This is a genomic window from Lysobacter oculi (genome assembly GCF_003293695.1).
Classification (GTDB): domain Bacteria; phylum Pseudomonadota; class Gammaproteobacteria; order Xanthomonadales; family Xanthomonadaceae; genus Solilutibacter; species Solilutibacter oculi.
The window spans coordinates 154,999-170,608 of record NZ_CP029556.1 but is presented as its reverse complement, the minus strand read 5'-3'; the positions used below and the strand labels follow the sequence as shown (position 1 = coordinate 170,608).

11 protein-coding genes, 1 pseudogene and 1 riboswitch are annotated in these 15,610 nt (G+C 69.9%); of the genes and pseudogenes, 6 read left to right on the top strand and 6 right to left on the bottom strand.

All coding sequences use genetic code 11. The features are described from left to right. Positions 1 to 3: 3 nt before the first annotated feature. Positions 4 to 3,549, bottom strand: coding sequence for a hybrid sensor histidine kinase/response regulator (locus tag DCD74_RS00760; protein ID WP_162615818.1), 3,546 nt, complete (start codon positions 3,547 to 3,549; stop codon positions 4 to 6). 99 nt (positions 3,550 to 3,648) lie between these two features. Between DCD74_RS00760 and DCD74_RS00755 the strand changes: the two genes are divergently transcribed. Beyond that, the gene (locus DCD74_RS00755) at positions 3,649 to 4,218 is read left to right on the top strand and encodes a cytochrome b (RefSeq protein WP_112925636.1); all 570 of its coding nucleotides are present in this window, start codon (positions 3,649 to 3,651) and stop codon (positions 4,216 to 4,218) included. 1 nt (position 4,219) lies between these two features. Here the strand turns inward: DCD74_RS00755 and DCD74_RS00750 are convergent, their stop codons facing one another. After that, positions 4,220 to 4,444 (bottom strand): glutaredoxin family protein, encoded by a 225-nt coding sequence (locus DCD74_RS00750; RefSeq protein WP_112925635.1) that lies wholly within the window; start codon positions 4,442 to 4,444, stop codon positions 4,220 to 4,222. 72 nt (positions 4,445 to 4,516) lie between these two features. Here DCD74_RS00750 and DCD74_RS00745 point away from each other — a divergent pair, with 72 nt between their 5' ends. After that, positions 4,517 to 5,899, top strand: a complete 1,383-nt coding sequence (locus DCD74_RS00745; RefSeq protein ID WP_112925634.1) for an L-serine ammonia-lyase — start codon at positions 4,517 to 4,519, stop codon at positions 5,897 to 5,899. A 30-nt stretch (positions 5,900 to 5,929) separates the two neighbouring features. On the opposite strand, the gene DCD74_RS00740 is transcribed toward DCD74_RS00745, so the two are convergent. Genes DCD74_RS00740 through metX form a run of 4 tightly spaced genes read right to left on the bottom strand, consistent with a single transcriptional unit; the run spans position 5,930 to position 10,070 of the window. Next, entirely contained in the window at positions 5,930 to 6,739 is an 810-nt protein-coding gene (locus DCD74_RS00740) for an aminoglycoside phosphotransferase family protein (protein WP_112925633.1), read from the bottom strand. 52 nt (positions 6,740 to 6,791) lie between these two features. Then, entirely contained in the window at positions 6,792 to 7,877 is a 1,086-nt protein-coding gene (locus DCD74_RS00735; RefSeq protein ID WP_112925632.1) for a homoserine dehydrogenase family protein, read from the bottom strand. Then, on the bottom strand, positions 7,874 to 9,058 hold the full coding sequence (gene metB, locus DCD74_RS00730; protein ID WP_237049627.1) for a cystathionine gamma-synthase: 1,185 nt from the start codon (positions 9,056 to 9,058) through the stop codon (positions 7,874 to 7,876). Before metB ends, DCD74_RS00735 begins: the two co-directional genes overlap by 4 nt. A 1-nt stretch (position 9,059) precedes the next feature. Further along, the gene (gene metX, locus DCD74_RS00725) at positions 9,060 to 10,070 is read right to left on the bottom strand and encodes a homoserine O-succinyltransferase MetX (protein ID WP_112925630.1); all 1,011 of its coding nucleotides are present in this window, start codon (positions 10,068 to 10,070) and stop codon (positions 9,060 to 9,062) included. Between the two features lie 68 nt (positions 10,071 to 10,138). Further along, a riboswitch (SAM riboswitch) is annotated at positions 10,139 to 10,247 on the bottom strand. A gap of 106 nt (positions 10,248 to 10,353) precedes the next feature. Here metX and DCD74_RS00720 point away from each other — a divergent pair. The 4 genes and pseudogenes from DCD74_RS00720 to DCD74_RS00705 all read left to right on the top strand — a co-directional run bounded on the left by DCD74_RS00720 (position 10,354) and on the right by DCD74_RS00705 (position 15,599). Further along, entirely contained in the window at positions 10,354 to 11,193 is an 840-nt protein-coding gene (locus DCD74_RS00720; RefSeq protein WP_112925629.1) for a M23 family metallopeptidase, read from the top strand. A gap of 49 nt (positions 11,194 to 11,242) precedes the next feature. Next, a pseudogene (locus DCD74_RS00715) lies at positions 11,243 to 12,846 on the top strand (peptide chain release factor 3). Positions 12,847 to 12,875: 29 nt separating this feature from the next. Then, complete coding sequence (gene trhA / locus DCD74_RS00710) at positions 12,876 to 13,529, top strand: PAQR family membrane homeostasis protein TrhA (protein WP_112925628.1); 654 nt, start codon at positions 12,876 to 12,878, stop codon at positions 13,527 to 13,529. Positions 13,530 to 13,607: 78 nt separating this feature from the next. Beyond that, positions 13,608 to 15,599 (top strand): AsmA family protein, encoded by a 1,992-nt coding sequence (locus DCD74_RS00705; protein WP_112927590.1) that lies wholly within the window; start codon positions 13,608 to 13,610, stop codon positions 15,597 to 15,599. Positions 15,600 to 15,610 lie beyond the last annotated feature (11 nt).

Here is a 15,610-nt window from a genome sequence, read left to right as displayed (position 1 = left end):
CGCCTAGCCCGCCTTCGCGCGGGCCCGGGCCTGCGCCGCCTCGCGCAGGCCTTCGGACAGGATCACCGCGCTGACCGGCTTGCGCACGAAGGCATCGAAACCGACCTCGCGGGCGCGCGACTCGGCTTCCGTATCGGCGCGCGCGGTGACCGCGAGCAGCGGGCCGGCAAAGCCGTTGATCCGCAGTTGGCGGGCCAGCACGAAGCCGTCGATGCCCGGCAGGTCGAGATCCAGCAGCGCCGCATCGAAGCGCGACGAAGCCGCTTCGGCCAGCGCCGCCAGCCCGTGCGGAACGTGGCGCACCGCATGGCCCAACCCGCGCAGCAGGCTGGTGACGACTTCGGCGACGGTCTCGTCGTCTTCCACCAGCAGCAGCTGCATCGAGTCCGGCACATCGGGCGATATCGCGTTTGAGGCGGCAGCCGCGACCAGCGCCACGGGCAGCGGCAACATCACGCTGAAACGCGCGCCACAGCCCGGCGTGCTGTCGATGTCGATGCGGCCCCCCATCGCCGCCGCCAGTTCCTGGCTGATCGCCAGCCCCAGCCCGCTGCCGCCGTAACGGGCGCTGGTCCGCGCGCCCTCGGCCTGCTCGAAGCGCCGGAACAGGCGCTGCCGCTGCGCGTCGCTGAGACCGGGCCCGGTGTCGTGGATGACGAAGCGCAGGCCGCCCCGCGGTTCCACATCCACCGCCAAGCCCACTTCGCCGCACTCGGTGAACTTGATCGCGTTGCCGAGCAGGTTGAACAGGATCTGCCCGATGCGGGTGCGGTCGCCGATGAACACGCGCGGCACCGTGGCCGGCAACGCAAGCACGAAGCGCAGCCCCTTGCGTGCGGCCAGCGGCTTCATCAGGGCCTCGGCTTCCTCGATGAGCGCGTGCAGGTCGAAGGCGTCATCGGCCAGCACCAGTTTTTCGGCCTCGATGCGCGCCAGGTCCAGCGCATCATTGAGCAGCCGCAGCAGGTGGCCGCCGGCACGCAGGATGGCATCGACCTGACCGCGCTGGCCGGCATCGAGCGGCGTGGACTGCAGGAGCTCCGCCATCCCCAATACCCCGGTCATCGGCGTGCGGATCTCGTGGCCGAGGGTGGCGAGGAAGCGCGTCTTGGCCTCCGACGCCTGCTCGGCGAGCGTGCGTTTCTGCTCGGCCAGCGCCAGCGCGTGGGCGCGGGCCAGACGGCGGCGATAGTCGAGCGCGGCCCAGGCCAGCAGCCCGAGTACGACGACGCTGTAGATCCACAGCGCTGTCCAGGTGCGCCACCATGGCGGCTGCACGCGGAATTCCAGCTGCTGTTCGCGCGCGGCATTGCCGGCGGCGTCCATCGCGCGCATGCGCAAGCGGTAGCGCCCAGGCGCGAGGCCGGTGAACACGCGTTCGCCCTGCGCGCCCTGGTCCATCCAGCCGCTGTCGAAGCCTTCCAGCCGGCTCCAGTAGCGCGTGCCGGTGGGATCGTCGAAGGCCAGCAGGTTGCCGGTGAGGCGGAACTCGCGCTCATCGGGACCGAACTCCAGCGCGCCGGCCAGCGGCTGCGCGGCCCACTCGCCGTTGCGGCGGACATCGACGCGATCGATGCGGAGCGTGGGGACGCGCGCGGGCGGATCGGGGAAGCGGGTGTCGACAAGCACCACGCTGCCGTCGTACGCCACGGCGGCCAGCATGCCCCGGTCATCCACGGTCATGCCGCCATCCACGAACTCCTGGCTGTCGAAGCCCTGATCGACGCCGAACCGCGCCATGTGGGCGGTCCGCGGATCCCATCGAAGCAGGCCGCGCTGGCTGCTGAGCCAGACGCGCCCGCGCGCATCCACGCGCAGGCTGCCCGGTTTCAGGGAAGGCAGTTCCCGTCCCGCCGGCAGGCCGTCGGTTCTGCGCCACTCGTCCTTGCCGCGGACATGGCGGGACAATCCGTCCGCCGCATGCAGCCAGAGCGCATCGCCATCGATGAAATCGAAGACATGCACCCGGCGGCCGCGCAAGCCCGATGGCATGACCAGGCGGCCGGACGTCTCGTCAAGCCACCCCAGCCCGAAGCTGCCGGCCACCCACAGCCGCTCATCCGGCCCCATGCGCATGTCGAGGATCTCGCCATCGCCCACGTCATCACCCGCCAGCGGGAACTGGCGCAGCAGTCGGCCGGTGACCGCGTCACGCAGCTCCAGCCCCTTGCCGGAAAGCGCAAGCCACACCTTTCCGTCACGGGTCGGGGCGATGTGGTCGTAACTCTCCGCCGGCGGAGCGTGCCTGTCCGTGACGCGCCGCCAGCTGTCGAGCCGGCCGTCGCGGCCCAGCCGCCAGAGCCCGTCGCGTCCATAGCCCAGCCACAGCTGGCCGTGGGCATCTTCGGTCATGAAGAACGGCATGCGTTCCGGCAGCCGGCGACGCACGTCCGCGTCGACCACTTCGGCCACGCCCTGCGCATCCACGCGTTCGATGTGGCCCTGCGCGCCACCCAGCCAGATGCCGCCGGCGCGCGCGCTGGCCACCACGCCGTAATGGTGCGCCCCTTGGGATTCGCCGTCGCGCCGGATGACGGCCAGCGACCGCCAGTCGGACGGCAGATGGCCCACGCCAACGCCGGACGCGGCCACCCACAGGCCGCCTTCGGGCTCGCCCATCATCGCGTCGATGCCCTCGCGCGGCCACGCCGACTCGGACTTGACCGGGTATGGCCTGGCGCTGTCGCCGGTGACGCGCCACAGGCCGCGCTGGCTGCCGATCCACATCGACCCGTCGAGATCCCGCGCGAAGCTTGTCGCTGCATTCGGCCGTTCGAACATGTCGGCATAGGGGAGGCGCCGCCAGCGCCCCGCGGCCTCGCGCCGGAAAATGCCCGCCGATGTCCCCGCCCACAGGCTTGCGCCGTCCACCCACAGTTCGTAGACCATGGGCATCGGCACGGCGCCCGGGAGCGGTTCGCCGCGCAGCCGGCCCGACTCCAGCACCGCCAGCCCCCCCGTGGTGGCGACACATACGCGGCCGTCCTTTTCGATGGCGATGTCCATGACGACGTCCGACGGTAAAACCCCCGGCACGGGCGTAGGCACCCAATCCGAAGGCTTGCCCGCGAGATCCATCCCGTACATCCCGCCGCCCCCGGTGCCGATCCACAGCCGGTCGCCCTGGCTGGCGAAGGCGAAGATGTCGTCAGTGCGGAGTTGCGGGTAATCGGCGCTGCGCCAGTGGCGGAACCCTGCGCGCGCGGCGTCGAGCATGTCGATGCCGCCGAATTCGCTGGAGGTCCACACGCGATCCCGCGCGTCGACGTGGATCGCCTGCACGGTGTTGCCGGAGATCGAACGCGGATCGGCCGCGTCATGCCGCCAGACGCGGAAGCCGTGGCCGTCGTAGCGGGCGAGCCCGTCGCTGGTGGCGACCCAGACGAAGCCGAGCCGGTCGCGCTCCAGCGCGTTGACCACCGTGGTCGGCAGGCCATGGCGCGAACCCAGCAGGCGGAAGCGCGGGTTCTCCGGCACCTGCGCTTGCGGCGCGGCCATCGTGCAGGCGCCTGCCAGCGCGAGCAGGCAGGTTGCGATCCTTCGCATCATCGGGACAGCCCTCCGCCGCCGATGCTGGCGTGGCCAGCCTACTTGCGCAAGCCCGCGATGCTGGGGCATAAGCATCCCCATCACCCATCGAGATCCGCCATGAACCTGCGCAACACTGCCTCCACCTGGGGCGGCCTGAGCAAGACCTTCCACTGGCTGATCGTGCTGCTGCTGGTCGGCCAGGGCATCCTCGGCCTGACCATGGGCGACTTCGGCCGCGAGATGCGCGGCACGCTGGTCGGGCTGCACAAGTCGATCGGCATCACCATCCTGCTGCTCGCCATCGCGCGGCTGCTGTGGAACCTGTTCGGCGGCCGACCCGCGCCCGCGCCCGGCGTCACCCCGATTCAACACACGCTGGCCAAGTTCGGCCACTTGCTGCTGTACGCGCTGCTGTTCGCGGTGCCGATCACCGGCTGGCTGCTGACCGCCTACGGTGGGCGCGATGCCAGCTGGTTCGGCCTGTTCGACCTGCCGCGGATCGTCGGCGAGAACCACGACCTGCACGAGATGTTCGAGGAACGCCACGAGCAGCTGTTCTGGCTGCTGGTGCTGGTGGCGGTGGGCCATGCCGGTGCGGCGCTCTACCACCACGTCTTCCAGCGCGACGCCACGCTGGCCCGCATGCTGCCCAGGGGCTGGCTGCGCGAACCGCGGCGCGACGCCTGATTCAACCGACGAAATCGCGCACGGCCGCGGCATCGAACGGCCAGCCCAGTTCGATGCCGCGCGCGTCGTCGCGCAGTACCGGCACGCGCGTGCCGTAGACCGCTTCCAGCGTGGGGTGGTCGTCGATGAAGACGCTCTCGAATTCCGGCGCGCGCGCTTCGGCCAGGACGCTCAGCGCCGCGTCGCAGAGATGGCAGTTGTCGCGCTGGTAGAGGATCAGGGCCATGCGGCGGCGTCCGTCGCGGTTCGGGCGGGCGCCTAGAATAGCGATCCACCGATCCGCCCACGGAAGCCGCGCATGGCCGTCAGCATCTTCGACCTCTACAAGATCGGCATCGGTCCGAGCTCCTCGCACACGGTCGGACCGATGCGCGCCGCCGCGCGTTTCGTCGAACACCATCTGCAGGAAGCCGGCCGGCTGGACGAAGTCGCGCGGATCCGCGCCGAAGTGTTCGGCTCGCTGGCACTGACCGGGCGCGGCCACGGCACCGACAAGGCGGTGATGATGGGTCTGGAAGGCCACTGGCCGAACCAGATCGACCCCGATGTCATCCCCGCCGCGCTGGAGCGTATCCGCGGCGAGAAGAAGATCCGCCTGCACGGCAGCCACGAGATCGCCTTCAACGAGAAGACCGACCTCATCATGAACAAGCGGCAGAAGCTGCCCTTCCACACCAATGGCATGCGCTTCGCCGCCTTCGACGCGGACGGCAACGAACTGGCCACGCGCGATTACTACTCGGTCGGTGGCGGCTTCGTGGTCAATCAGGATGAAGCGGCGGAAGACCGCATCGTCGCCGACACCACGCCGGTGGCGCATCCGTTCAACAGCGGCGATGAACTGCTGGCGCGCTGCGAGGCGACCGGCCTGACCATCGCCCAGCTGATGCTGGAAAACGAACGCGCCTGGCGCAGCGACGAGGAAATCCGCGACGGCCTGCGCGAGATCTGGTCGGCGATGAGCAGTTGCGTGGCACGCGGCATCCGCGAAGCCGGCACCCTGCCCGGCGGCCTGCATGTCTCGCGGCGCGCGCCGACGCTGTTCGGCGAACTGTCCTCGCGGCCCGAGGCGGCGATGCGCGACCCGCTGACCGTGCTCGACTGGGTCAACCTGTACGCGCTGGCCGTGAACGAGGAGAACGCCGCCGGCGGCCGCGTGGTCACCGCGCCGACCAATGGCGCGGCCGGCATCATCCCGGCGGTCGGCCACTACTACGAGCGCTTCATCCCCGGCGCCAACGAGCAGGGCATCTTCGACTACCTGTTGACCGCCGCCGCGGTCGGCATCCTCTACAAGGAGAACGCGTCGATCAGCGGCGCGGAAGTCGGCTGCCAGGGCGAGGTGGGCGTGGCCTGCTCGATGGCGGCGGCGGGACTCACCGCCGCGCTCGGCGGCACGCCGCGGCAGATTGAGAACGCGGCCGAGATCGGCATGGAGCACAACCTGGGCCTGACCTGCGACCCGATCGGCGGGCTGGTGCAGATCCCCTGCATCGAGCGCAACGCGATGGGTTCGGTGAAGGCGATCAACGCCGCGCGCATGGCGATGCGCGGCGACGGCAAGCACAAGGTGTCGCTCGACAAGGTCATCAAAACCATGCGCGACACCGGCCGCGACATGCAGGACAAGTACAAGGAAACCAGCCGCGGCGGGCTGGCGGTGAACGTCATCGAGTGTTGATGTCGCTTCGTTCCGCGTGATGCGGACGTGTCAGCCACGCAGCCAGTCGAGCGCGGTGCGGGCGGTGGCGATGTCGCGGGCGGCGTTGTCTTCCTCGCCATCCTCCAGGAACCAGGCCGCCGACAGCGCGGCGCGTGCCGCCGTCCATCGCGCGAGGCGCATCGGGTCGAAGCCGGCGCGTGCCGACACCCGCGCCAGCTGCCGGCGGAATCGCGCGGGATTGGCCGCATGCGGCAGGTCCGGATTGCAGAGGATCTGCGCGTGGTCGAAGCCGCGTTCGCCGATGCGGTCCTTCGGGTCGATGGCCCGCCAGCCGCCGTCGCCGAAATCCAGCACGTTGTGGTGATGGCAGTCGCCGTGCAGCGGGATGACCTCCTGCGGCGAGGCCAGCAACGCATCGGTCAGCCGCGCACATTCTTCATAGATGCCGCCCCGCTGCGCGGCTTCGCGATGCAGGCCGCGGAACCAATCAGCCAGCGGCGCCAGCGGCGGCGCGGGCGCGGCACGCGGTGCATGCAGGCGGGCCAGCACATCGCAGAGCGCGTCGGTGGCGGCATCGTCGCCGGTCGCGGTGTCGATGCTCATCGCCAGCAGATCGCAGGGGCCGGTGGCCCGCATCATCAGCGACACATCATCGTCATGGGCGAGCACCGGCGCGGCGCCATCGCCCGCCCACCAGACCATCAACGCCAGTCCGGCGCGTTCCTCCGGTGCTCGGGCACGCTTGAGCATCGCGGGCCGGCCATCGGCGGTGCGCACCGGCAACAGGTCGCTGCCGGGCGTGTGGAAGACGGCGCCATCGGCATCCAGATGCCAGCGCTTCAATACCTCATCGAACATGGGGCGATGATAGCGCGGGCGGCTGGCACGCCATCACGCCTCGCAGGCGGGCTCAGGCCGCCGCCTGCCTCGGCACGCTGGCCAGCGCCGCCGGACGCGGCAACGCGGCGAAGCGCAGCACGTCATCGAGCAAGGCCGCTGCCGTCACTTCCGCACCCGCACCCGGGCCCTGGATGACCAGCGGCTGTTCGCGATAGCGGTCGGTCCAGATCGCGACGCGGTTGTCGGTGCCGGCCCCGGCGGCGAGCGGATGATCGGCCGGCAGCGCTTCCAGCCCGACCCGGGCCACGCCCCCTTCGCAGCGGGCGATGAACTTCAGCACCTCGTTGTTGCGGTAGGCCTCGGCGTAGCGCTGGCGCAGGGGCTCGTCGAGCGCGGGCAAGGCGGCATGCAGCTGGCGCGCGGGCAGATGGACCAGCGCCTCGGGCACCAGCGAATCGACCTGCACGGCCTCCGCATCCAGTTCGATGCCGGACGCGCGCGCCAGGATCAGCAGCTTGCGGCGCACGTCCTCGCCGGACAGGTCGTCGCGCGGATCGGGCTCGGTGTAGCCGGCATCCCGCGCCTCGCGCACGAAGCCGGAGAACGGCCGCTTGCCGTCGTAATGGTTGAACAGCCAGTCCATCGAGCCCGACAGCACGCCGGCGATCGCGTGGATGCGGTCGCCACCGGCACGCAGTTCGCGCAGCGAGCGCAGCAGCGGCAGGCCGGCGCCGACGGTCGCGCTGTCGCCATAGCCGGCGGCACCCGCGCCAGCCGCCGCGCGGATCGCCTGCCAACGCGCGAGCGAAGTGCCCTGCCCCAGCTTGCAGGCGGTGACCACGTGCACGCCCTGCGCCAGCCATTCGGCATGACGCGCGGCCAGCAGATCGCTGGCGCTGGCATCGACCACGATGTCGCCGGCATCGAAATGCGCCTTGGCCAACCACGCCGCATCGCGCGCGGCGGGGGAGCCGTGCAGCACCTTCGACACCGCTTCCGGCGAGGCTTGGCTGCACTCGCACCAGCCCCGGCTGTTGGCGATGGCGCGGATGCCCGGCACCGCCACTCCCGCCGCACGCAGCCGCGCATGGCGGGCGACGAAGGCCGCCCCGACCGTGCCGGTGCCGAGCAACACCACGCGTGCTTCGCGTTTCATGCGGCCAGCGCCCGGGTACGACAGCGCGCCACGCGGGCCAGCGCCGCGCGCAGGTCGGCGATCAGATCATCGACATGCTCGATGCCCACCGACAGCCGCAGCAGGCCGTCGCGGATGCCGGCATGGGCGCGAGCTTCCGGCGTCATCGCGGCGTGGGTCATGGTGGCGGGGTGGGCGATGAGGCTTTCCACGCCGCCCAGCGATTCGGCCAGCGTGAAGCAATGCAGGCCATCGACGAAGGCGCGCACCGCCGCTTCATCCTCCAGCTCGAACGAGAGCATCGCGCCGAAGCCCTGCTGCTGGCGCGCCGCGACCTCATGCCCGGGATGCGACTTCAGGCCCGGCCAGTAGAGCGCGCGCACTGCGGGATGGCCTTCCAGCAGTTCGGCGATGGCGTGGGTGTTCTCCTCGTGGACGCGCAGGCGCGCGCCGAGCGTGCGCAGGCCGCGCAGGGTCAGGAAGCTGTCGAACGGCGCGCCGGTGATGCCGAGCGCATTGGCCCACCAGGTGAACTGTTCGTGCAGCGCGGCGTCGTGCGCGACCAGCGCACCGCCGACCACGTCGCTGTGGCCGTTGATGTACTTGGTGGTGGAGTGCAGCACCGCGTCGGCGCCGAAAGCCAGCGGGCGCTGCCACAGCGGCGAGAGGAAGGTGTTGTCGACCAGCACCCGGGCACCCGCCGCCTTCGCCTCGCCCACCACCTGCTCAAGGTCGGTGATGCGCAGCAGCGGGTTGGAGGGCGTCTCGATCCAGACCAGCTTCGGTCCGCGCGCGAACACGTCCGCACGCGCCGACTCGTCACCGAAATCGAGCGTGGCCAGTTCGAACGCGCCCTTCTTCGCCAGCGCGTTGAACAGCCGCCAGCTGCCGCCGTAGGCATCGTGCGGGACCACCAGCAGGTCGCCCGGTTCCAGCAGCGCGTTCAGCGCCAGCGTGATCGCGGCCATGCCGGTCGCGGTGATGACGCCACCGGCGCCGCCTTCCAGTTCCGCCAGCGCATCGCCCAGCAGGTCGCGGGTCGGGTTGCCGCTGCGGGTGTAGTCGTAACGGCGCTTCTCGTTGAAGCCGGCAAAGCTGAAGTTGGAGGACAGCACCAGCGGCGGGGTGACCGCACCGAAGGCGGTGTCGCTGTCGATGCCGGCACGCACGGCGCGGGTGGCGATATTGGTTTCAAGGCTCATGTCAGGCATCCAGGGCAGCGTGGAGGGCGGCGGCGATGGCCGCGGTTTCTTTCAGGAAGGCGTCGTGGCCGTAGCGGCTGGCGATGACCTGAAGCCAGGCGTCGGGGGCGCGCACGGCGAGTTCGGCCAGGTCCTCGCGCGGGACCAGCAGGTCGCTGTCGATGGCGACGACCGACAGCGGCACGCGCACTGCTTCGGGCTCGACCCGGTGCAGGTCGATGGATTCGGAGAGGCGGCGGTAGGCCACGGCATCGAAGCGCGTCAGCGCGCGCTGGCCGCAGGCTTCCAGATAGGGTTCGGCGGGACATTCGGCGCGGTCGTCGCGCACTTCCACCGGCGCGGCGAAGCGCTCGGCGAATTCCTTGGGCGTGCGGTAGGAGAGCATCGCCAGCTGGCGTGCCAGCGCCAGGCCGCCGGGATCGTCATTGGCCGCGCCCAGTGCCACGATCTTGCGCTGCACCGAACGCAGCGCGCTCGACCACGGGTGGGCACGATGCGCACCGCTGATCGCCACCAGCGAGGCGAGGCGCTGCGGATACTTCGCGGCGAACTGCAACCCGACCATCGCGCCATACGACGCGCCGACGAAGGCATGCAGCTCCGGCAGCTGCAGCGCGTCGAGCACGACGGCAATCGCATCGGCCTGGTCGGCGCTGTCCAGCGGCACGTCGAGCCCGTCGCCATCGCCCAGCCAGTCGATCGCCAGCACGCGGAACCGGCGCAGCAGGCCCGCCTGCGCCTGCCACCAGCCCGCCGCGCCATCGCGGTCGTGGGCGATGACGTGGCGGTGCGCGGAAATGCCACCGGCCACGACCAGCAAGGGCGCGTCGGCCGGCCCGCACAGTTCCCAGCGGACACGCACCGGCCGCCGCCCTGCATGGCGGAGCGCCAGCGTGCACGCGTGCTCGCCGCGCTCGGCCACGTCGACCGGGGTTTCGACGGGCGACGCGACCGCATACGTACACGGCGAAGCGGGAGGAGGGGAAACCTGCAGCGCGGCGACCAGACTCATGCGGAACTCCTTGAAGCCTCGAGTTCCCGTCGGTGCGCATCTGTCGGGCGACGCTCGATGCGCGTGCTCAACCATCTGCGCGGCGGGCATGCGCCCCCGCAGGAATTGGCACCTTGGACGGATGTCCAGGTTGCCTCGGCTTCAAAGGGCCTTTCCCTCAGCCGATCTCGATGGATGGCCGCAGCTTGCCCGCCGCCTTCCGGTTTGTCAATCGCTTCATGCGCATTGAGCGATGGATTTTTCGATGCGGTCGCGTAGGGTGCGCAATGCGGATAATCGGGCGATGCGCGCTTCCCCCATCGCCCTGCCGCTGTTGTTCGTCGCGGCCCTCATCGCCCCGCGCGCCGAGGCGCAATGGCTGTCATGGCCGCCGAAAACCAGCGCCCCCGCCACATCGACCGCAAACGCCAAAGCCCCCAGCGCCGCCGTGCGCCTGCGGGTGACGCGCACCGGCAGCACGCGCGAGGTCTGGGTGGACAGCGACATCGCCGGGCCGGTCGAGGTGCGGGTCGAAGGCGCATCGCCCACACCCCTGCAACGGACCCTGCCCGCGCCCGGAAGCTATCCACTGGCCCGGCGCGATGCCGGCGCCGCCCTGCAACTGAAGCTGCGGGCGGTGCCCGGCCTGCCCGGCGCGATGGCAGGCGACGTCGTCTACCGCTTCCCGCTGCGGCTGCCGCAGGTCCGCGTCGGCCAGCTGCCGGAAGGCACGTTCAGCCATGCCGATGCCGAGAACCGCCAGGCCATCGACTTCGCCGCGCCGGTCGGCACGCCGGTGGTCGCCGCCCGCGCCGGCACGGTGATGCAGGCCGAAGGCCGCTTCGCCGACACCACCGGCCAGCTGGACCAGGCCAACCTCGTCCGCATCCTCCACGCCGACGGCAGCATGGCGGTCTACGCCCACCTGCAGCGCGGCAGCCTGTCGGTGGCGCCGGGGCATCCGGTCGAAGCCGGCCAGCTGATCGCCCGAAGCGGCAATTCCGGCTGGTCCACCGGGCCACACCTGCACTTCGCGGTGCAGGTCAACCGCGGGCTGCGGCTGGAATCGGTGCCGTTCCGGATGGCCAGCGACGAGGGCGAGCTGCGCCTGCCGCGCCGGGCCGAAGCGCCTTCGCCGCTATAATCCGCGCTTTCCCACGACTCTTGCCGGACGCGCCCGCGTCCCAGCCCGCATGTCCGAAATCACCCAGGAAGCTGCGCGCCGCCGCACCTTCGCCATCATTTCCCACCCCGATGCCGGCAAGACCACGCTGACCGAAAAGCTGCTGCTGTTCGGCGGCGCGATCCAGATGGCCGGCTCGGTCAAGGGCCGCAAGGCGGCGCGCCACGCGACATCGGACTGGATGGCGCTGGAAAAGGAGCGCGGCATCTCGGTGACGTCCTCGGTGATGCAGTTCCCGTACGAGGGCCGCATCGTCAACCTGCTCGACACGCCGGGCCACGCCGACTTCGGCGAGGACACCTACCGCGTGCTGACCGCGGTGGACAGCGCGCTGATGGTGATCGACGTGGCCAAGGGCGTCGAGGAACGCACCATCAAGCTGATGGAAGTCTGCCGCCTGCGCACCACGCCGATCATGAGCTTCATCAACAAGCTCGACCGCGAAGGCAAGAACCCGATCGAGCTGATGGACGAGATCGAAAGCGTGCTGAAGATCCAGTGCGCGCCGGTGACCTGGCCGATCGGCATGGGCAAGCGCCTGCGCGGCGTGGTGCACCTGATCACCGGTGAAGTGCATCTGTACGAGGCCGGCAAGAACCACACCCGCCAGGACTCGACCATCTATCCGTCGCTGGACGATCCGCGCGTGGCGGCGGCGATCGGTGACGCGATGCTGGCCGAACTGCGCGAGGAGCTGGAGCTGGTCGAAGGCGCCTCCCACCCGTTCGACCGCGAGGCCTACCTGGCCGGTGACCAGGCGCCGGTGTTCTTCGGCTCGGCGGTGAACAACTTCGGCGTGCAGCCGCTGTTGGATTTCTTCGTCGACCAGGCACCCGGCCCGCAGCCACGCGAGACCACCAGCCGCGAAGTCGAGCCGACCGAAGGCAAGCTCTCCGGCTTCGTCTTCAAGATCCAGGCCAACATGGATCCGCAGCACCGCGACCGCGTCGCCTTCATGCGCATCTGCTCGGGCAAGTTCACGGCGGGCATGAAGGCCTTCCAGCCGCGCACCGGCAAGGAAGTGAAGCTGGCGAACGCGCTGACCTTCATGGCCAGCGACCGCGAGATCGCCGAGAACGCGTTCCCGGGCGATGTCATCGGCATCCACAACCACGGCACCATTTTCCATCGGCGACACCTTCACCGAGGGCGAGAACATCGCCTTCACCGGCATCCCCAACTTCGCGCCCGAACTGTTCCGCCGCGCGCGGCTGAAGGATCCGCTCAAGCTCAAGCAGCTGCAGAAGGGCCTGGCGCAGTTGAGCGAGGAAGGCGCGACCCAGCTTCCGCCCGCTGATGTCGAACGACCTGATCCTGGGCGCGGTCGGCGTGCTGCAGTTCGATGTCGTCGCCTACCGCCTCAAGGACGAGTACGGCGTGGATGCGGCGTTCGAGCCGGTGCAGGTGGCGACCGCACGCTGGATCAAGTGCGACGATGCCAAGAAGCTGGAAGAGTTCCGCGAGAAGAACGCGATGAACCTGGGCATCGATGCCGCCGGCCAGCTGGTGTATCTGGCGCCGACCCGCGTCAACCTGCAGCTGGCGCAGGAACGCGCGCCCGGCGTGACGTTCATGGCCACCCGCGAGCACGCGCACGCCACTTCGATCGATTGACCGTCGCCCCTGCCGTGTATGCTCGCGGCATGGGCGCACCGTACGCATCCGCATATTCACCCGCCGAAGAACGTGCCAACGTCTGGACGCATGGCATCGGCGCGGCCGCCGCCTTCGCCTCCGGCCTGGTCATGGTGGCCTACGCCTCCCTGCGCGGCGACACCTGGCAGTGGGTGTCGGCGCTGGTGTTCTCGCTGGCGATGCTCGGGCTCTACCTCGCCAGCACCGCCTACCACCGCGCGGTCGATGCGAAACATCGCGCGCGGCTGAAGATCGTCGACCACTGCGCGATCTACCTGCTGATCGCCGGTACCTACACCCCGTTCACCCTGACCGCGCTGCACGGCCGGCTGGGCTGGCAGCTGTTCGCGGCGATCTGGACGCTGGCCGCGCTCGGCATCGTCTTCAAACTGTTCTTCACCGGCCGCTTCAAGCTGGTCTCGACGCTCATCTACATCGCGATGGGCTGGCTGGTGATGCTCGCGGCCAAGCCGGTCTATGCGGCGCTGTCGGGCTGGGTGTTCGGCTGGCTGCTGGCCGGCGGCATCTGCTACACGCTCGGCACCGTCTTCTACATGCAGAAGCGCATGCCCTACGCGCACGCGATCTGGCACGGCTTCGTGGTCGCCGGCACGGTCTGCCATTTCATCGCGGTCTGGGCGCTGGTCGTGCCCGCTGCCTGAACGGAAACCGGCGGCATTCACCGCTGTTTGACCCTTGCGCCTTGAAGGTGGGCCGGCATGAAGGAATGTGCCGACCCGATGAACCAAGCCGCATCGCCCGAATCCACCCCCAAGCCCGATGACCCGGCGCGCACGCCGATCTGGCCGCGTCGCCACCCGTGGCTGACCGCGCTGGGCGTGCTGGTGGCGGGCATCGTGGTGCTCCTGCTGCTCTGGGACTGGAACTGGTTCCGCCGCCCCATCGAGCACCTCGTCAAGGCGGAAACCGGCCGCGAACTCCATATCGATGGGGATCTGGATGTCGACCTGGGCCGGATGACGCAGGTCAGCGCCGACCGCCTGCGCTTCGGCAACGCGGCCTGGTCGAAGGAAGCGCAGATGGCGAAGACCGACCGCCTCACGTTCTCCTTCGCGCTGTGGCCGGCGATCTTCAAGCGCGATTTCCGCATCCCCGAACTGCGCCTCACGAAACCCGACCTGCTGCTGGAAACCGGCCCGGACGGCAAGGGCAACTGGGTGTTCAAGGATCAGGAAGACAGCCGTGGCAGGCAGCCGGAATTCCGCAGCCTGTGGGTCGATGGCGGGCGCCTGCGCTTCGTCGATGCGAAAGGAAAGACCGACATCGACATCACGGTGGACAGCGAAAAGGCCGGCGAAAAGGACAGCGGCCCGCCGATCGTGGTCGCCGGCAAGGGCCGCTGGAAGGGCAACCCGTTCACGCTCGAAGGCCGCGGCGAATCGCCGCTGGACCTGCGCAACCCCGACGAACCCTACCGCATCGACGTCCGCGCCGTGGCCGGCCCGACCCGCGCCCATGCACGCGGCACCCTGCTCGACCCGCTGCGCATGCGCGACTTCAACCTGCAGGTGGCGCTCAGCGGCCAGAACCTCGACGACCTGTACCCGCTGCTCGGCCTCGCGCTGCCGCCCACGCCGCCCTACAGCCTGAACGGCCGGCTGACCCGCGTGGTCAATTCACCCGCCAGCAGCACGTGGAAGTACGACGGCTTCACCGGCAAGGTCGGCGACAGCGACCTGGCCGGCTTCGCCCACTTCACCACCGGCAAGCCGCGCCCGCGCCTGGATGCCGACCTGCGCTCGAAGCGGCTGGACCTGGACGATCTCGCCGGTTTCATCGGCGGCGCGCCCAAGGCCGGCGGCGGCGAGAAGACCAATCCCGAACTTGCGGCCAAGGCGGCCAGCCAGGAAGCCAGCGGCAAGCTGTTCCCGCGCGACGAGTTCAAGCTGGAGAAGCTGAGGGCGATGGATGCCAACGTCCGCCTGCGCGCCGCCCGCATCAACACCCAGCGCCTGCCGGTGGACGACATGGACGCCAAGCTCGCTCTCAAGGCCGGCGTGCTGACGCTCAACCCGCTCAACTTCGGCGTGGCGGACGGCAACATCCGCTCGGTCATCCGCATGGACGCGCGCGAGAAGACCATCCGCACCCGCGCCGACATCGCCGCGAAGGGCCTCACGCTCGGCAAGCTTATGCCGAAGGCGGAACTCGGCAAGACCGCCATCGGGCGGCTCGGCGGCGACATCCACATCGCGACCACCGGCAATTCCATCGCCGCGATGCGCGGCAACGCCAGCGGCGATGCCGACGTCGGCATGGGCGAAGGCCGGATCAGCAAGATGCTCATGGAACTGGCCGCCATCGACATCGCCGGCATCCTCAAGGTCAAGCTGACCGGCGACAAGCAGATCCCGATCCGCTGCGCGTTCGGCGATTTCGCGGTCAAGAACGGGGTGATGACGCCGCGCGCGCTCGCCTTCGACACCAGCGAGACGGTGATCACCGGCACCGGCACCATCGACCTGCGCAACGAGCGCCTGGACCTGACGCTCAAGCCGAAGACGCGGCGCTTCAGCCCGCTCTCGCTGCGCTCGCCGCTGTATGTGGAAGGCAGCTTCAAGCACCCGAACATCCGCCCCGACTACAAGCGCATGGGCCTGCGCGCGGCGGCGGCGGCGGCGCTCGGCGCGATCACCGCGCCGGCGGCGGCGCTTGTGGCCACCACCGACCTCGGCAACGCCAAGGGCAGGCAGTACTGCGGCGGGAAGTGACCGGCAGGCCG